The 17,775-nt window shown below is 63.7% G+C and carries 17 protein-coding genes; 13 read left to right on the forward strand and 4 right to left on the reverse strand.

The features are described 5' to 3' along the window. Nucleotides 1–295: 295 nt before the first annotated feature. The 3 genes from ACCO56_RS19055 to ACCO56_RS19065 form a co-directional block, all read right to left on the reverse strand. Nucleotides 296–505 (reverse strand): hypothetical protein, encoded by a 210-nt coding sequence (locus tag ACCO56_RS19055; RefSeq protein WP_433642416.1) that lies wholly within the window; start codon nt 503–505, stop codon nt 296–298. A gap of 41 nt (nt 506–546) precedes the next feature. Beyond that, nucleotides 547–1,266 (reverse strand): hypothetical protein, encoded by a 720-nt coding sequence (locus ACCO56_RS19060; protein ID WP_433642417.1) that lies wholly within the window; start codon nt 1,264–1,266, stop codon nt 547–549. Between the two features lie 366 nt (nt 1,267–1,632). After that, the gene (locus tag ACCO56_RS19065; protein WP_433642418.1) at nt 1,633–2,076 is read right to left on the reverse strand and encodes a hypothetical protein; all 444 of its coding nucleotides are present in this window, start codon (nt 2,074–2,076) and stop codon (nt 1,633–1,635) included. Nucleotides 2,077–2,120: 44 nt separating this feature from the next. Here ACCO56_RS19065 and ACCO56_RS19070 point away from each other — a divergent pair, with 44 nt between their 5' ends. The 12 genes from ACCO56_RS19070 to ACCO56_RS19125 all read left to right on the forward strand — a co-directional run bounded on the left by ACCO56_RS19070 (nt 2,121) and on the right by ACCO56_RS19125 (nt 16,879). Then, on the forward strand, nt 2,121–4,586 hold the full coding sequence (locus ACCO56_RS19070) for a PAS domain S-box protein (protein WP_433642419.1): 2,466 nt from the start codon (nt 2,121–2,123) through the stop codon (nt 4,584–4,586). A 162-nt stretch (nt 4,587–4,748) separates the two neighbouring features. Beyond that, the gene (locus ACCO56_RS19075) at nt 4,749–6,014 is read left to right on the forward strand and encodes a glycosyltransferase family 4 protein (RefSeq protein WP_433642420.1); all 1,266 of its coding nucleotides are present in this window, start codon (nt 4,749–4,751) and stop codon (nt 6,012–6,014) included. Further along, nucleotides 6,002–6,865, forward strand: a complete 864-nt coding sequence (locus tag ACCO56_RS19080; protein ID WP_433642422.1) for a dTDP-4-dehydrorhamnose reductase family protein — start codon at nt 6,002–6,004, stop codon at nt 6,863–6,865. Before ACCO56_RS19075 ends, ACCO56_RS19080 begins: the two co-directional genes overlap by 13 nt. A gap of 2 nt (nt 6,866–6,867) precedes the next feature. Next, nucleotides 6,868–7,968 carry a polysaccharide biosynthesis protein gene (locus tag ACCO56_RS19085; RefSeq protein ID WP_433642423.1) on the forward strand — a complete coding sequence of 367 codons (1,101 nt, stop codon included), beginning with the start codon at nt 6,868–6,870 and terminating at the stop codon, nt 7,966–7,968. 11 nt (nt 7,969–7,979) lie between these two features. Then, complete coding sequence (locus ACCO56_RS19090) at nt 7,980–9,113, forward strand: UDP-N-acetyl glucosamine 2-epimerase (RefSeq protein WP_433642424.1); 1,134 nt, start codon at nt 7,980–7,982, stop codon at nt 9,111–9,113. Beyond that, entirely contained in the window at nt 9,110–10,078 is a 969-nt protein-coding gene (locus ACCO56_RS19095) for an NAD-dependent epimerase/dehydratase family protein (RefSeq protein WP_433642425.1), read from the forward strand. The genes ACCO56_RS19090 and ACCO56_RS19095 overlap by 4 nt, the downstream gene beginning before the upstream one ends. Beyond that, nucleotides 10,075–11,199: a glycosyltransferase gene (locus ACCO56_RS19100; RefSeq protein WP_433642426.1), complete on the forward strand. Its 1,125-nt coding sequence runs from the start codon at nt 10,075–10,077 to the stop codon at nt 11,197–11,199. Before ACCO56_RS19095 ends, ACCO56_RS19100 begins: the two co-directional genes overlap by 4 nt. Beyond that, complete coding sequence (locus ACCO56_RS19105) at nt 11,196–12,101, forward strand: glycosyltransferase (RefSeq protein WP_433642427.1); 906 nt, start codon at nt 11,196–11,198, stop codon at nt 12,099–12,101. The genes ACCO56_RS19100 and ACCO56_RS19105 overlap by 4 nt, the downstream gene beginning before the upstream one ends. Further along, nucleotides 12,098–13,663, forward strand: a complete 1,566-nt coding sequence (locus ACCO56_RS19110) for a hypothetical protein (RefSeq protein WP_433642428.1) — start codon at nt 12,098–12,100, stop codon at nt 13,661–13,663. The genes ACCO56_RS19105 and ACCO56_RS19110 overlap by 4 nt, the downstream gene beginning before the upstream one ends. A gap of 18 nt (nt 13,664–13,681) precedes the next feature. Beyond that, nucleotides 13,682–14,992: a lipopolysaccharide biosynthesis protein gene (locus ACCO56_RS19115; protein WP_433642429.1), complete on the forward strand. Its 1,311-nt coding sequence runs from the start codon at nt 13,682–13,684 to the stop codon at nt 14,990–14,992. 113 nt (nt 14,993–15,105) lie between these two features. After that, nucleotides 15,106–15,279 carry a hypothetical protein gene (locus ACCO56_RS19120; RefSeq protein ID WP_433642430.1) on the forward strand — a complete coding sequence of 58 codons (174 nt, stop codon included), beginning with the start codon at nt 15,106–15,108 and terminating at the stop codon, nt 15,277–15,279. A gap of 76 nt (nt 15,280–15,355) precedes the next feature. Next, entirely contained in the window at nt 15,356–16,879 is a 1,524-nt protein-coding gene (locus ACCO56_RS19125) for a flagellin (RefSeq protein WP_433642751.1), read from the forward strand. On the opposite strand, the gene ACCO56_RS19130 is transcribed toward ACCO56_RS19125, so the two are convergent. Next, nucleotides 16,867–17,070: a CsbD family protein gene (locus ACCO56_RS19130; protein WP_433642432.1), complete on the reverse strand. Its 204-nt coding sequence runs from the start codon at nt 17,068–17,070 to the stop codon at nt 16,867–16,869. The two genes, ACCO56_RS19125 and ACCO56_RS19130, sit on opposite strands and share 13 nt — an antisense overlap. A 241-nt stretch (nt 17,071–17,311) precedes the next feature. Here ACCO56_RS19130 and ACCO56_RS19135 point away from each other — a divergent pair, with 241 nt between their 5' ends. Then, nucleotides 17,312–17,611 carry a DUF718 domain-containing protein gene (locus tag ACCO56_RS19135; RefSeq protein ID WP_433642433.1) on the forward strand — a complete coding sequence of 100 codons (300 nt, stop codon included), beginning with the start codon at nt 17,312–17,314 and terminating at the stop codon, nt 17,609–17,611. Nucleotides 17,612–17,775 lie beyond the last annotated feature (164 nt).

A 17,775-nucleotide genomic window follows, 5' to 3' on the forward strand; every position in this document is an offset into this window, starting at 1 on the left:
GGCCGCGTCACAAGCTTGTCGGCCACCTTCTCCCACAAGGGGAGAAGGCAAGACGGCCGCAGCGCTCATGCCAATCGCCAGCATTTGCGATTGGCAGGAGCGCTTCTGCAAAACTCCCCCTTCTCCCCTTGTGGGAGAAGGTGGCCGCGCCAAGCGCGGTCGGATGAGAGGCGCTCCAGAAAGCTCCGCCGGATGTGTGAAATCTCGTAGCCTTGTGGGGGAGATGTCCGGCAGGACAGAGGGGGTGTCGCAGGATGCGATCTGTTAAAAGCGATTCAATAAACCCGGCAGCGCCTTAGGACGACGTCGCATCCCCGTTGCCGCGAGAGGCGTTGCCAGGCTCGCCCGTCCAATTCTGCCCAACCAGATTATGTCCGGGATCACCCACCCGTGTGCTTTCGGTGCTGAACACCTGCCAAGCCGGTTCCTGCCGGGTCTGAAAAAAATAGCCTGCGCCGACGGCGACCACGACAGCGACCACAATTCCCGCGAAGATCATGCCCATCCCGCCACTCCTTTCCTGCTGCTTTGAAGCGACCCGTCTCATCATTGCGGCGCCGGCGTTTGCGGTACGGTCCCTTGCTCTCCCGCCGGCACTTCCGTGCCTGCCGGCGCGCCTGACTTCTGCTGATATTGCAGGTCGAGCGCCGCCAGTGCAATCAGCGGCGGAGGCAGGGCGACGCCCGCCACCCGCAAGTCGCGCGCTGTCTTCTGGCATTGCGCGATGTCATTGGCCGTAGCCAGTTCCTCTGCCCTGGCCATCTCCAGGATGGTCTCTTTGGGCGTACTCGTCACATCCGCGGGCGGCAGCGGCGCCGCCCTGCTCTCTTTCTGCGGCGCGTTCGTCGCCGATCCGCTGGCAGCATTGTCTTTGGCGGGTTCCGGTGCATCGGTCGCTACACCGTCCTGTCCGGTGATCTTCTGCGCAGATCCCGTTCCAGCCTCGGTTTTGGCTGGATCGCCCGAACCGGTCGTTCCCTGCTGTGCCGGTCCCGGCTTGGCGGCGTCCTGCTGAGCGGAGGCCGGCTTCTCGGCGGCGGCCGGCTTGGCAGCCGCCGTAGCAGTGGGCGGCGGCGGTGGCGCCTTCATGAAGGCCAGCAGCTCCTGGCAGAGATTCGCGGGACCGCCGGGCTGAGCGGCGGCCTGACCGCCCGACCCGGAGGCTGCGGGCGCATCGGGGCCAGTTGGCTGCGGCGCAGTGCCGGTCTGTCCGAACGAAGTTGAAGCCGAGAGGGCGAGGATCCCTGCGAGAACGATTATTCTCATCACTGAAGCTCCTTCCTTACATCCTGCGCCGCCGACAAGCTCGACGCCGCAGTGTGCCCGAACGATCCATGAACTTCTGTTGCAAATATCTGTACATCATCGACATGGAGGCTGGCCAGCTTTTGGCCCGCAGCTCTGGCGCATTTTTGCAGCCAAATGGAATAGCCTGGCGTCGCTGAGCTGGGTTCAGGCGTATGCTGAAGGCTCTTCGTCAACTTTCTCGCGTTTTCGGCCCGCCGCTGATCGACGTCGACGTCACCGACACCGGATCGCTCGCGGGGAATGTATCTTCCAGCCCCTCGAGCAGTTGCTCGTCGAGCGTTTCCCGGTCTTCGGCACGACCGGGCGTCCGCCGGTGCTGCCCCCCTACAAGGCTGGTTCCGGTCTTGGCGTTGTGTTTTGCGCGGTGCTTTTCCATTCCGCCTCAATCGCCGGGCCGTCGGTTTGGTTCCGGGCGGTTTCCATCTGTCCAGCCTCATTGGGTCCGTGCCCCATCCGGGCGGCAACCGTGGCCTGCTCGCGTGAAAGGAGGATAGCGACCACGCCGGCCATCACAGCAAGCAAGACAAGAACAAGCAACGCGATGAAAACATTCTTCACTGGCATGCTACGGCCCATGCGATAGGCGCTCGTCGGGAACCCCGCAACAGCATCCAAACGCGGCAAGAGCATTCCGGTTTCGTCGGCCAGGCGCCAGGCCTGTTCGGCGCCCGCCTCCTCGAGCGCGCCGTCGTTTCCGAAAATATCAACATGGTTGATCCATGGCTGCAAATAGCTGCGCGGATGGAACCGGAAGACCACGCTGGACATTGTGTAAGTTCGGGGTACAGTCTTGCCGAGGGGATCGGATCACGTTGCCGCACGACGCCGTCGAACTTCCGTTTCTTTCCGGAGGCGGAGAAGCTGCATCGCTCATTGCGCGATACGACTGGACACGGACTTCGCTCGGTGCGATCGCTTCATGGCCGCCCAGCCTGAAATCCTCGCTTTCGCTGATCCTGCTTTCGCCGGTCCCGATCGTCACGCTTTGGGGCGATGACGGTGTCATGATCTACAACGATGCCTATTCGAAATTCGCCGGCGGGCGCCACCCCGATCTGTTCGGCTCCAAGGTGCGCGAGGGCTGGCCGGAAGTGGCCGACTTCAACGACAATGTCATGAAGGTCTGTCTCTCCGGCGGCACCCTCGCCTATCGCGACCAGGAGTTGACCCTTTACCGCAACGGCGAGCCAGAGCAAGTCTGGATGAATCTCGACTATTCGCCGCTTCTCGACGAGGACGGCCGGCCGGCCGGGGTCATGGGGATCGTGGTCGAGACGACAGCCAAGATCCGCGCTGGGCGCGAGCTTCGCGGCGAGCGCGAGAGCCTGCGCCGGCTCTTCGAGCAGGCGCCAGGCTTCATCGCTCTCGTCACCGGCCCCAGCCACAGATTCACGATGGTCAACGAGGCGTTCCGGGAGCTGATCGGCTATCGCGACGTCATCGACAAGACTGCGGAAGAAGCTTTCCCCGAGGCGGTGCGCCAGGGCCTCCCTCAACTGCTCGATCAGGTCTACAGAACCGCCCAGCCCTTCGTCGCCCGCTCGGCGCGCGTGGCGCTCCGGCATCGCGACCGCGTCGACGAACGTTACCTCGACTTCGTTTGCCAGCCGGTCGTCGCGGAAGGCGGGGATATCACCGGCGTCTTCATCCAGGGCCACGACGTCACCGACAGGAAACGCCACGAATTCGCGCTGCGCGAGAGCGAGGAGCGATTCCGGCTGGTGGCCGAGGATGCGCCGGTCATGCTGTGGATGGGCGACGAGGCCGGACGCTGCCTCTATCTCAACAAGGCCCAGCGCGAATTCTGGGGCGTGGAGCCCGACGGGGTGACAGGATTCGACTGGTCGGGCACGATTCATCCCGACGACTGCTCATTGCTTGCGCCATTCCACGACGCCATGAAGCGGCATCGCAATTTCTCCATCGAGACCCGGATGCGCCGCGCGGACGGCGTCTACCGCACCGTCACCACCAGCGCCCAGCCGCGCTTCGGCCCACGTCGCGAATTCGTCGGCATGATCGGCGTCAATGTCGACATCACCGAAGCCCGCCAGGCAGAAGCGGAACTGCAGGCCCTCAACGCGACGCTGGAGCAGCGGGTGCTGGACGAGGTGTACGAACGTTCCAGGGCGGAAGACCAGCTCCGGCAGTTCCAGAAGATGGAAGCCGTCGGCCAGCTCACCGGGGGCATCGCACACGACTTCAACAACATGCTGGCCGTCATCCTGGGCGGGTTGAACCTGTTGCAGCGCAAGCTCGCCAAGGGCGAGACCGATGTCGAGCGCTTCATCGAGGGCGCCATAGACGCCGCCCAGCGTGCCGCGAACCTGACCCAGCGTTTGCTGGCCTTCTCGCGCCAGCAGCCGCTCTCGCCCGAACCGCTCAAGCCCAACCGCATGGTGGCCGACATGAGCGAACTGCTCGCCCGCACGCTCGGCGAACCCATCGTCGTTCAGACGGTCCTCGGCCCGGGATTGTGGCAGGTGAAGGCCGACCCCGGGCAGCTCGAGAACGCCATATTGAACCTCTCGGTCAACGCCCGCGATGCCATGCCGGGTGGCGGGCGGCTGACCATCGAAACCTCCAACGCCCTGGTCGACGACGTCTTCGCCAGGGAGTTCGCCATCCCGCCCGGCGAATATGTGCTGATCGCTGTCGCCGATACGGGCGAAGGCATGACGCCGGAGGTGATGGCCAAGGCTTTCGATCCCTTCTACACGACGAAGGGTGTCGGCAAGGGCACCGGGCTCGGCCTGAGCCAGGTCTACGGCTTCGTGCGCCAGTCCGGCGGCCATGTGAAGATTCACTCGCAGCTTGGCGGCGGCACGACCGTGAAAATCTATCTGCCCCGCTATCGCGGCGGGCTCGAGGAGCCTGTGCAGGCCGATCGGGCGTGCTCGCATCGCGGATCGCCGGGGGAGATCATCATGGTGGTCGAGGACGAGGACAGGGTCCGCGCCCTCTCGGTCGAGGCGCTGCGCGACCTCGGCTACAGCGTGATGGAGGCGGCGCGCCCGACCGATGCGTTGCGCCTGCTGGAGGAAGGTCGCGACGTGTCGCTGCTCTTCACCGACGTCGTGATGCCGGAAATGTCGGGACGGGACCTGGCCGAGCTCGCCCGCGGCAGGCGGCCCGGCATCAAGGTGCTCTACACCACGGGCTACACGCGCGACGCCATCGTACAGGACGGCATACTGGCCCCAGGCACCAGCCTGCTCGCCAAGCCCTTCAGCATAGACGAGCTGGCGGCGAAGGTTCGCTCCGTGCTGGACGGGTAGGCTCGAAAGCTTCCGCACGGCGAAGTTGCCTCGCCCCTGGAGCGGTTGACCCGGAGTAAGCGGCCGGGCAAAGTTCTGAATTGTCTCGCAATTCTCGCCGGCAATGCCTGACGAAGAATCCGAAGAGATAGAATTGCCGGAAATCACAGAGGGAATTGAGGGATGGATGATCGCAAGCCCTCGTTTCAATCAGGACTTGTGCACAAGATAATCATAGTATCGCAATACTATAAGCCAGAGAATTTCGTCATCAATACAATTTCCGAGCGGCTCGCGGCTCGGGGCCATGATGTGAAGGTCCTGACCGGGATGCCGAATTACCCACATGGCCGGGTCTTTTCTGGATATCGGGGTTTTGCGCCACGCCGCGACAAACACGATTCCATCGAGGTCGTGCGCGTGCCCTTGATCCCGCGCGGACGCGCCAAGGGTCTTCGGCTAGCCCTCAATTATCTTTCCTTCGCCGTCTCCGCCACGCTGGCTGTTCCATTTCTGTGGAAAAAGGCGGATGTCGTCTTCGTCTTCCAACCCTCGCCCGTGACCGTCGGCCTCCCTGCGCTGGCGGTCAAGTGGCTAAGCGGAATTCCGATCGTCTTCTGGGTGCAGGATCTGTGGCCGGAGAGCCTGGCCGCGACCGGCGCCACGCGGAATCAGGCGATCATCGGCAGGGTCAGAAGCTTCGTCCGCTTCCTCTACCGGCGGTCGGACATCATCGCGATTTCCTCCCGCGCTTTCGAAGAGAAGATCCTGACCTTGGCGCCGGGCAGCGACGTTCGCTACCTGCCCAACCCCGCCAATCCAGAACCGGAAAAATCGTCCCCATCGGGCCCGTCGGAAGCAGGCTTCCCGGAGGGATTCCGCATCCTGTTCACCGGCAATTTCGGCGTGGCGCAAGGGCTTGAAACCGTGCTCGAAGCCGCGAAGCAAACTCGCCATCTGCAACACATAAAATGGATTCTCGCCGGAGACGGCCGGCAGCGTGCAGCCCTTCGTTCACGCATCGATCTCGATGGACTGCAGGACACGGTGGCGATGGTCGGCCCATTCCCTGCTCACGCCATGCCCGCTCTCTTAGAACAAGCCGACGCCTTGCTGGTGACCTTGCGCAGGGATCCGCTGTTCGCCCTTACCGTGCCCTCGAAGCTGCAGACCTATCTGGCCGCGGGACGGCCGATCCTGGCGGCCACGGATGGCGAAACAGCTCGCATCGTGGAGGAAGCGCGGGCTGGATACAGTTGCCCGGCGGGAGATGCGGCAGCGCTCGCAAGGGCCGCAATCCGCCTGTCCGAATTGGACGCGCCTGCCCGGCAGGCGATGGGCGAGGCAGGACGGTCATACTATTCACGTGAGTTCGCCCTCGATCACATCGTCGAGCGTCTCGAAAACTGGTTCGACGAGTTGCTGGGGAAACGCGCATGCGCATCCTGATCCTCGGCGGTGACGGCATGCTTGGCCATCGGCTGCTCGCGGAGTTCGAAGGCAGGCACGATGCGGCGGTCACGCTCAGAGGACCGTTCGAGCGCTATGCGGCTTTCCCGGTCCTCAACTCGGGCAAGTGCTTCTGCGACGTCGACGCCCTCGATTTCGGCTCCATCGAGCAAGTCGTCCACATCTTCGAGCCCCAGGTGGTCATCAATGCCATCGGGATCGTCAAGCAGCGCGACGACGCCGACGACCGGCGGCTCGCCATCGAGATCAACGCCTTGCTCCCCCACAGGCTTGCCACGCTGTGTCGCGAACGTGGTGCTCGCTTGATCCATGTCAGCACCGATTGCGTGTTTTCGGGCAGCCGAGGGCTTTATCGCGAGACCGACAATGCCGATGCGGAAGACGTCTATGGCCGGACCAAATTCCTGGGTGAGGTTGTGGCGCCCGGCTGCCTTACGCTGAGGACGTCCATCATCGGACGCGAATTATCGCGCAAGCGCGGTCTGCTCGAATGGCTGATGGCGCAGCATGGCGAAATCCGCGGCTTCACCAGAGCGGTCTTTTCAGGACTTACGACACACGAATTCGGCAGGGTCATCCGCATGCTCGTGGAGTGGAAACCCGAAGCGCATGGTCTCTATCACGTCGCCTCTCAGCCAATCGACAAATTCAGCCTGCTCATGGCGATCAAGAAAGCCCTCGATCTGCCGGTCGAGATCGTTCCGGACGACAGGATCGTCGTGGATCGCAGCCTGGACGGCAGCCTCTTCAACCAAGTCCATGACTACAACCCGCCGAGCTGGAGCCGCATGCTGGCCGAGCTTCGTGAAGGCCTGACGGAAGACCGGTAGCGATGACGATCCATATGAACCATCCCAACGGCGTGCTGAGCGGAAAGACCGTCCTTGTAACCGGCGGCACCGGCTCCATGGGCGCCACTTTCGTCCGCCGTGCTCTTTCGGGCGAAGCGGGCATGCCGCGCCGGATCATCGTGCTGTCGCGCGACGAGGCCAAACAGTATCACATGCGGGTCTCCTTGCTGCGGCGCTGGGCAGCAACGGACGATATCCTCTACCGCAATTTCGAGAGCATCCTGCAGTTCCGCCTGGGGGACGTGCGCAACTATGCCGACGTCAGTTCGGCAGCCAAGCAGGCCGATATCATCATCCACGCGGCCGCCCTGAAGCAGGTTCCTTCTTGCGAATATTTTCCGGACCAGGCGGTGCTGACGAACTGCATGGGCGCGGCCAACATCGTGCGAGCGATCGAGGAGCACGGGCTGCCGGTCGAGACGGTCGTCGGCATCAGCACCGACAAGGCCTGCGAGCCCGTCAACGCGATGGGCATGACGAAGGCCCTGCAGGAGCGGATTCTCATCGCCGCCAATGTGCTGAGTCCCAGCACGCGTTTCGTCTGCACGCGATATGGCAACGTGCTTTCCTCGCGCGGCTCGGTCGTCCCGCTGTTCCAGGAGCAGATACGCAACGGCGGACCTGTGACGGTGACCGTGCCGGAAATGACGCGCTTCCTGCTGACCCTGGACGAGGCCATCGACACTGTCTTCGCGGCGCTGCGGGATGCCTTGCCCGGCGACATCTTCGTGCCCGATGCCATGGCGGCATCCGTGATCAATCTCGCCAAGGCGATGATCGGCGATCGCGATATTGCCATCGAATGCATCGGCAGGCGGCCTGGAGAGAAGCTGCACGAGATCATGGTTTCCGACGAGGAGGCGCCGCGCGCTCTGCGGCGCGGGGATTATTACGCCATCAGGCCGATGCTGCCGGAGCTCGCCCGGGCCGACGATACAGCCGACGAGCCTGCTCTTAGGGACAGGCTGAGTTCGTTCGACAGGGTCGTCGACCTCGAACAGACGATCGCAATGCTGCGGAAGAACGGCACTCTCCCCGCCGACGCGCGACCTCGACAGCGCTCCCTGACGATCCCGTCTTGATGGAGAAGCCGATGAAGGTCGTGACGCTGGTCGGCACCCGGCCCGAGATCATCAAGCTGAGCCTCGTGATGCAGGAACTGGACCGCAACTGCGATCACATGCTCGTCCATAGCGGACAGAATTACGACGACGAACTCAGCGGGGCCATCTTCCGCGACCTCGGCCTGCGCAAGCCGGACCGTTTCCTGGAGGCGGCGGGGGAAACACCGGCCGGGACGATCGCGCGCGTCATCGAGCGTTTCGATGGCGTGCTCGCCGCAGAGCGGCCGGACGCGATGCTGCTTCTGGGCGATACCAACACCGGCCTTGGAGTCATCGCCGCCAAGCGCCGCAGGATCCCGATTTTCCATATGGAGGCGGGCAATCGCTCATTCGACCAGCGCGTGCCGGAGGAGATCAACCGTCGCATCATCGACCATACGAGCGACATCAATCTCACCTACACCGAGCATGCTCGTCGTTATCTGCTGTCCGAAGGGCTGAAGCCGGAGACGGTGATCAAGACCGGCTCTCCCATGAAGGAGATCCTCGACCACCACAGCGACTCCATCGCGCGCTCTTCGATCCTGCGTGATCAGGCGCTCGAGCCCGGACGGTATTTCCTGGTCAGCGCCCACCGCGAGGAGAATGTCGACGATGCCGGTAACCTGCGCAATTTCAGGGAAGCTCTCGACGGCCTGGCGCGTCACTACAGCTGGCCCGTGGTCGTTTCGACCCACCCGCGCACGCGGCGCAGGCTCGCATCGGCTGGCTTGGACGACGCCGGTCCGTTGATCCGTTTCTGCCCGCCTTTCGGCTTCTTCGACTATGTAGCGCTTCAGCAGCAGGCAGCCTGCGTCGTCTCGGACAGCGGCACCCTGACGGAGGAAGCCTCGCTCCTGGGTTTTCCCGGCGTCATGATCCGCAATGCCCATGAGCGCCCTGAAGGCATGGATGAGGCCACCGTAGTAATGAGCGGTCTCGCGCCGGAAAGGGTGCTGGCCGCTGTCGCCCTGACGCGCGGACAACACGAGCGGGGTTTTCGGCCGCGGAACGTGGACGATTATGGTGCCGATGCCGTCTCGACAAAGGTGGTCCGGATCATCTTCAGCTATACGGAGCATGTTCGGCGAACGGTCTGGCGCGAAGGTGAAGCGGCACGATGACGGGCCTGCCGACGTCATGCCTGCCGGGCCGAGAGAGCGGCGGTACGATCGTCGTGCTGGGCGGCAGCGGCCTGATCGGACAGGCGCTCGCGGCACGCTGGCCGGCGGAAGAGAAACGCCGCCTAAGGCTCCTGTTTCACAAGACACAGCCCCGGTCCCGGCCGGCTGCCAATATCGAGCACCGACAGGTGGACATCGGCTCGACGGAGGACCTGCGGCTCGCCCTGGATGGAGCGACCACGGTCATCGACCTGCTGCGCCCGACGGGCGACGGCACGCGCCGCTTGGCCGGCGTGCGGCTTGGCGCAGCGCTGCGGGGGTCGGCCGTGCGGCGCGTGCTCCATGCGAGCAGCATCGATGTCTACGGAAGGACCAAGGTTATCGTCGTCGACGGAGCGACGCCGCCGGAACCCGATACGGAATACGCTCGCGAGCATCTGGCGTCCGAGCGGCTCGCTGCGGACCGGCCAGTCTCGACGACCATTTTGCGGCTCGGGGCCGTCTTTGGACCGGGAAGCCGAAACCTCGTCGCGCTGGCAGCGGAAGTGGCTGTGGCACCCATATGGCGCCTTGCTGCCCGGCGATCCCTCAACGGGACGCGTCGCTTTCATCTCGTCAGCGTGGAGACCGTCACGGAAATTCTGCTCGCGATGATCCATGCCGATGATGCGCCGCCGCGCCTCGTCGTTACCGACGATGCCGCGCCCGAGAACAACTTCGCCTATGCGCAAGACCTTGCTATCGCGGCCTGCGGGAGGCCCGACATTTCCGGCACGCCGATCCTCCCGCGTCCCGCCTTGCGCGCGGCCTTGGCCTTGCGAGGGTATTCGCCTTCCCTTGCCTGCCGACGCTTCTCCGAACCCGGTCTGGGAGCGATCGGCGAACGGGGCGCGGCGGGCTTCCCCGGTCGGTTGAAGAACTATGTCGATGGCCTTGCCATCCAAAGGGGCGAGGACCGCCGTTGAGAGTACTGCTTGTTACCCTTTCATTGGACGCGGCGCGCGGCGGCGGCACGGCGGAACGCACACGCCGCCTCGCCCTTGGCCTCGCGGCGCTCGGCACCCCATGCGAGGTCGTCGCCATCGAGGACGGCTCCTTGGCCGAGGACCTGCGACGGGCTGGCATCCCCGTCCATGCGACAGGTTCCATACGCCTGAAATTCACGATCCCCATGATAAATCCGCTCTCGCTCTATGGCCTGGTGCGCCGCGCCGACCGGATCCACGTCCTCGGCTACTGGAACCTGCTCTCCGTAGCGACAGCGCGCCTGGCGCGAATGCTCGGTCGTCCATATGTCCTGTCGCCGGCTGGAGAATTCGCCGGTCTGGTAGAGCCGCGCCCAATAGGCCGGCTGTTCCACCGGCTGTTCGGCGTCGGGATGATCCGCAATGCAGCCTCCCTTCTTGCAATTACCGCGCTGGAGCGCAGCCAGATGACCGAGCATCTGGGTTCGCTCGCGCCCGAGATCTTCATCCTTCCCAACGGGGTGCCAACCCCGAGCGAATCCTGCCCGCCCCCCGAAGGAAAGAGAACCGTGCTTTTTGTCGGGCGGCTGGCGCCGATCAAGGGACCTGATCTTCTCCTCGAGGCCTTTGCTTCCGTCGCCGCCCGCCATCCTGACGTGCAACTGGTTCTGGCGGGGCCCGATTTCGGACTTCGCGATCAGCTCGCCAATAGAATTGTGGAACTCGGTCTCGAGGACCGCATCTTTCTGGCCGGATATGTCGACGAGGATCGCCGGTCTACGCTCTTCGGAAGCGCCTTGTTCCTCTGCCTGCCCTCCCGCGCGGAAGCGATGGCTCTGGTTGGCCTGGAAGCGGGCGCCGCGGGGCTGCCCCTGCTGTTGACGGATCAATGCGGCTTCGACGAGGTCGCCGAGATCGGGGGCGGCGCAGTCGTGCCGGCGACTGTGGAGGGGCTGGCGGCGGGGCTGGACCGGCTTCTCGCCGATCGAGGGGAGTTGCCCCCCATGGGCCAGCGCCTGCGTGCCCACATTCGGGATAACTACACCTGGCCAAGATTGGCCGGAGTTCTCCGGGATCGTCTTGCGGCGCTCGAACCCCGCTCGAGGAGGGCGCTCGGGTGAGTTCAACTCCTTCGGTTACCATCGTCATCCCAGTCTATAATTGCCGCGACTATGTCGCCTCGGCGGTTGAGAGTGTGCTTCGTCAGGATCACACCCGCCTCGAAGTGATCGTCGTCGACGACGGTTCGACCGACGATACAGCCGACATGATCCGCCCGTTCAGCGACCGGATAAAGTTGATCCGGCAACCGAACGGCGGACAGAGCGCCGCCCTGGCAAGAGGGTGGTCGCGTGCTTCCGGCGAACTGCTCGGCTATCTCAGCGCCGACGATCTGATGCGGCCGGCTTGCGTGAGCATGACTGCGAGCGCGCTCGTCGAAAGGCCAGGTACCGTACTTGCCTATCCCGATTTCGGCCTTGTCGACGCAGCTTCCAACGCGACAGGCGTGGTGATCACGCCCGACTACAGCGAGGCACGCTTGATCGGACAACTCCATTGCCTGCCCGGCCCCGGGGCGCTGTTCCGCCGCGATGCCTATGACCGCGCCGGCCCCTGGAACCCATCGCTGCACATGCTGCCCGATCTGGATTTCTTCTTGCGCCTGGCCTTGCTCGGCCCTTTCGCGCGCGTGCCTCACATTTTGGCGGACTACCGGATCCACGCCAATGCCACGACCTATCGCCCCACCTCGCCCGAACGGGCCGACGAGCCCATGCGAATGGTCGAGCATTATTTCGCCCGATCGGACCTGCCCTTGCGCATAAGGCGCATGGAGGGGAAGGCGAGGGCCAACGCCCTTCTGCTTTGCGGCGTTATGCATGGCCGCTCCCTCCGGCCCGCCCGCGCGGCGAAATGCTTTATCCGCGCGCTGCTCAGCGATCCCGCCTCAGCGTTGACGACCAAGGCGGCGGGTTTCATTGCAACGACCGCCGCCGCCAGTCTGAAACGGGTGCTGCCATGACAACGATAGCCGCTACGGCCGACCTGCCACACCTCTACCTGCAACGCTGGGCAGCAGTTGGCGCGGTGCTCATCGTGGCCGGCGCGTCCGTTCCCGCCACGGCCCACTATCCCGGCACTCCATGGCGGGCAGTCCTTTTCTGTCTCGTCGCCGGAGGGCTCTTGCCGCTCGCCATCCTTATCGGCCACTCGCCCTTCAGGATGCTGACCGCAGCGTTTCTGTGGTTGGGTTTTTGGGCGAAATTCGTGGCTCATTTCGCGCTCAGCGCCCAGTTCAACGAGCCGACCGGCTTGTTCTCCGGAAGCGCCGAGGCGTGGGACCGGGCGCTCCTCGTGGCCACGTCGGGCCTTTCCGGTGTTGCTATAGCCCTCGTCGTCATCGCTCGGTTGCGGCCGACGGAATCCAAACCGCCGGCGGAGACCTCCGAGGATCTTCTGTCCCGCTTCGGCGCTGTCCTGCTGACGATCTCCCTCGTTCCTGCCGTCGCCTTCTTCGGCTTCAACTACAGTTTCGCGATCCTGCGGGTCGGATTTGTGCCGAAGCTCGCCCTGCATCCTTATCTCTATGTGATCGTGGCCTTCGCCGTGAGCTGGGGCATCCTGCTCTGGCTGCTCGGCCTCACCTGGTGGCTCGTCGAACGGCGAAAGCTGGCGCCGACATTCCTCGTCTACATCGCAGCCGTCGAGGGCTCCCTTGCAGCGCTTTCAATGGGCAGCCGCGTGCAGATGCTGCTTCACGTCTGCGCCGGGCTGTTCGCTCTCTGGCAGGGTTGGGTCTGGCGGCGCTGGCACATCCCGTTCTCGGACTGGCTTCGTATGGCGGCGGTGGTCGCCCCGCTTTTTATTGGCGCGCTCGTGCTTGTGTCCTTCGACCGCGCGGTCGCCTTCGCCGAAGCCGCGGTGATCGTACAAACCGAACCGAGTCCCCGCTCGCCAGCCGGCGAGACGGCAAAACCGGAGTTTGTCAAAGCCAGCCCCAAGACGGATGCCAGGCCGCTTCCGCGCCCCGCAGACAAAGAGCTGCGACAGGCGATCGTCGAATCGAACATTCGATCCATTCCACAGGAGATCGGCAGCCTCTTCCTCATGCGCTGGCTCGGACTCGACGGCGTCCTCGCAACCGTCGAGACAGACAGCGTGCTCGGAATGGCAATGCTGCGCGATGCCATACTGGAGCAACCAGCCGCTGGCGTCGACGCCATTTTTCAGCGCATGTCGCACTCCGTTTACACTCGCCTGGACAATTTCGTCTTCATGACCATTCCCGGTCCCGTCGCCATCGCCGCCTTCTCCGGCAGTGCGCTCGTCTGCTTCCTCGCCTTGGCCGGCACGGTGTTGGCCGGAACGCTGATCGAGCATCTCGGGCTGCGGCTCACAGCCAATCCGGCGGTCGCCGCCGTGGCCGGCGTCGCGCTTGCCTATCTGCTCGTGCAGATGAATTTTCCGCGCACGCTATTCTTTTTCGCCATCGAGCTGATCCTCGCCTTTCTGGCAATGGCTGTGATCGGTTGGGTAGCGGGCGCGTACCGGCCGTTGTCGCGGCCGCTTTCCGCTGCGTCCTGAACACTGCGTGAGGATGTCATGGCCCTGTTGAAGACCGGCGCCATCGCATTCGGCGGCAGAATTCTGCAGCTTTCCCTGGGCGCCATCACGGCCCTGCTCTTGCCGGCGCTGATGACGGCATCGGATGTTGGCACCTATTTCCTCGCGCAGGTGGCGATCGCAGCCGGCGCCGTGCTCGCACAGGCCGGATTGACCTTCGTGATACCGGCATCGCTCGGCGAAGCTCTCGCGCGGCGCGATCTCGCGGAAGCGGCCAGCATCTGCCGAGCGGCGCTCCTGCTGTGCCTGGGCGTATCGCTGGTGACCTGTTCCATCGGGCTTCTGCTCGCCCAAGCGGTGCCTGCCGATGCGCTCGCCGCCCTCGGATTCGACAGACCGGTTGTCCGGGCGATCGTGGCCATGATCCCTTTCGCTGCGCTTTGTACTGTCCTGGCAGAAATGCATCGCGCCAGCGGCGACATCACCATGGCTTCGCTGCTGCCCAACGCCCAGGGTGCGGGGGTTGCTCTTCTTGCCCTTGCCGCCCTGGCGCTCGTCTTGCGCCCGGATGTCGTTCAGTTCCTGCTGGCCGGGCTCGCCGGACTGTTTCTGGCCACGGGCGCGGCGTTCCTTCCGCTTCGAGGAAGGCTCGACGTCCTTTCTCGGGCGCACTCTCCCCGCGTGCCGGAGCTTGCAGCAATTGCTTGGCCGGCCCTCGTGACCAGCCTTGCCGCGCTCGTCGTGTCGCTCTCCGACCAGACGATCGCCGGCTTGATCGGAGGACCTATCGAAGCCGCGCATTACGGGCTGGGCCTGCGGCTGTCCGCGCTGCTTATCCTGCCGCTGGCCATCGTCAATGCGACGATCATGCCTCAGATCGTCAAGTTGTGGGCCAGAAGCCGCAAGCGGCAGTTGCAGCATCTGCTGACGGCATCGGCGACGATTGCGAGCTGCGGTGCCGGCGTCGGCCTGTTAGGGCTGCTCCTTCTCGCCATGCTTGGGCCGGAGCCGGTCTGGGACAGCTCCTATGCGCCGGCGCTGACCGTCGCCGTCATTCTGGGCTGCGGCCAGTTCGTGCATACGCTCGGCGGGTCCGCAGGCTACCTCCTTCTGCTTCTAGGCCACCAGAAGATCTTCATGCGTCTCACGCTTATAGGTGGCGCGCTGGCGATCGCCCTCGCCGCGCCGGCCATGAGCCTGTTTGGCATCGTCGGCCTCGCAGTGGTCATGGCCGGCGCCAACGTGGCGCAGACAATCGCCGGCACGCTTCTGGCGCGCCGGCTGCTCGGCCTGGACAGCAAGGCTCGGCCGATCAACCTGTCCCGGCTGTGGCGCGTCCCCCGGCCGTAGGGCATTCCGGCCGGGTCGCCGGCATGTGCGCTCCGGCAGCCGCCTCGATGCGCCACGCGGCCAGCCGGGTTAACCTTCGACAGCCCCGGATTAACCCCTGCTTAACCAAGATCGTGGTTGATGCCACTACTTCCACGCGTGTCGCCATCGTGTCCAGCATCCATACGAACATCGCCGCCATGGCGGCACTTCAGACGAAACGCTCCATCGCAACCCTGCTGTCGCAGCAGACGGACATGATCGCAACCGGCCTGCGCATCCGGGAAGCTGCCGACGGCGCAGCCTAGTGGTCGATCTCGACCTCCATGCGATCCGACGCCAGTTCGCTGTCGACGATCATGGATTCTCTCGGTCTCGGCCTCCATCGTGGACATGGCCTATTCGGCGATGGACAAGACGATAGGGGTTGTCGATCGGATCAAGGCGAGGCTCACGGCGGCGACCAGCGACGGAATTGACCTCCCGGCCCTGCAGACCGAAATCTCGAACCTCGTCGAAAACACGGTCCAGATCGCGCAGTCCGCCAACTTTGCGGGCGTGAACTGGCTGTCGACGGATGTCCCCGACATATTGGAGACCGAAGAGAAGGCGCGCTGGCAACAGCTGACGACCTCGTTCACGCGCGGCGCCGACGGGCAGGTAAGAATCGGGTCGCTTCCGGTCGACCTGCAGAAGACGTCGCTCTACAACATGGACGGCGGAGGCATCCTGCAGGGCGACCCCAGGAGCCCGGGAACGATCGGCGGCATCAGGCTGCCCGACGCCGGGGGCGGCTACACCACCTACAACCAGCGATCAGGATCCCGGGCATCGAGGGATTTCGTTTTCTCGGGGCCGTTGGTCTTCGCGGATGCGAACGACAGGATCAGCTTCGACATCACGGTGGATGCCGACAACCCCGATCCGGCCACCAATGGCGGGCTTCCCGGGCCTTATGGCGGCGGCAGCGCCACGACCACCGTCACGATCGACCGCGCGTTGGTGGATTCGGTTTTCCCTAACAACGGCGGAATCGTTTCCACGTACCGCGAGATGGTGCAGGTGCTCTCGGCGGCGCTTGCCGGAACGGGCGCGTCGGCGGTGACGCTCCGCCACTATGTGGACGACCGTCTTGTCGAGATTCCGAATGCCTTCCGTATCCACACCAGCGAGACGTCCGGGCTGGACGGCTCCCACGTTTCCGTAACCGGGTTCACCTCCAATGTCGGCTCCGGCGGACTGGCGGATTTCACGAGCTACGGGCAGAGGGGAAGCTCCCTCACGCTCACCTTTTCTCCCTTCCAGGTCTATCGGGATGTCGAGATCGGATTCGATTTCTCGATCAACGGCGTGCCCAGCGGCAGCGGGCTGATTACGCGGACGCTCGTCGACACGCTACTGGGCAAGGACGACGGACGCGTCGAAACAGAGGACGAGACGGCAGCCCTGCTCGAGCACCTGATCGGCCAACCCGGATTGGTGATCGAGACGACCGGAGGCGGCATCACCTTACGCACCGATGCCGTCACGGACCGCCTCAACGGAGCCAAAACCGGCATCGGCTTTTCCGGCATCGCGGTGAACATAGAACCGCTTCCGGCAATCGGGTTGAGCGAAATCGACATCGTCGCCAATCCGCACATGATCCGATCCTATCTCGAAACCGTCGATGCCATGCTGCTGAAGCTCGCCAGCGGCGCGGCCGAACTCGGTGCGATCGCGAGCGCGCTCGATATGAGGAAAGACTTCACTGAAACGCTTCGGCAAGCAGTGGCGCGTGGTGTGGGCCAACTGGTCGATGCCGACATGGAGAGCGCCTCGGCAAGATTGCAAGCCTTGAAAGGCCCGCCGCTTGGCGCGGGCGGGCCTTCAAAATCAGTGCGCAAGCGAGGGTTCTACCAGCCCTGACGTCCGTACCAGTCGTCGATGTCGCGGCTAACCTGATCCTTCGCGATGCCGTAGCGCTCCTGGATCTTGCCTTCGAGCTGGTCGCGACGGCCATTGATCTGGTCCAGATCATCATCGGTGAGCTTGCCCCATTGCTCCTTCACCTTTCCCTTGATCTGCTTCCAGTTACCTTCGACGCGATTCCAATCCATGCGTGTTCTCCTTTCGGCGACCATCGCCTGGCAATTCAACGTCCGGGGACGGATTTGGTTTCGCATTTCTTGGGCAGGCAGTGCCACGTTCTCTTTTAGTAGAAATTCCTCATCCAAATTCAATTACGATCCAGAATATAGACAAGACGAACGAAAACAAATCTGAATTATATACTTGCCAATTTCAGTTACGTTGAGCAAATTTGTTTTTCAATTCGTTTATGAACCACGGGAGAAGAACATGGCCGCCTATAGTGTCGTGCGCTTTCGCGCAAAGCTGGACCAGGAAGAAGCGTTCAGGACAACTTTTCTCGGGCTCGATCGCCATTTCGAAGGTCTGCGCAGGTTCGTACTCATCAAGACCGGAGACCGGTCCTACTGTTCGATCGGGGAGTGGGACAGCTACGACCACCTGGCGGCATGCCGGCCTCGGATGATCGCCAACCTCGACCAGTTCCGCCACACCCTCGAGGAAGTGGGTGAAGGTGTCACTGATGCGGTTTCCGGAGAGTCCATCTACGAACAGGTGTTCAAGGGATAGCCGCTGCCGGGGTGAACTGCCGTCCCCATTAGCGCGCACTCGGACAGGGCCGATGCGCGCCGAGTTGCGGCAAGGAAATGCGGCGGATAGTGAGAAGGCATTCCTAGAACCGGTGCCATTCAAGAACAAAAGGCAAATGATAATGCAGGCCGGTGGAGCGCCCC

The organism is Mesorhizobium sp. 1B3 (assembly GCF_050958605.1).
In the GTDB taxonomy this organism is placed as follows: domain Bacteria; phylum Pseudomonadota; class Alphaproteobacteria; order Rhizobiales; family Rhizobiaceae.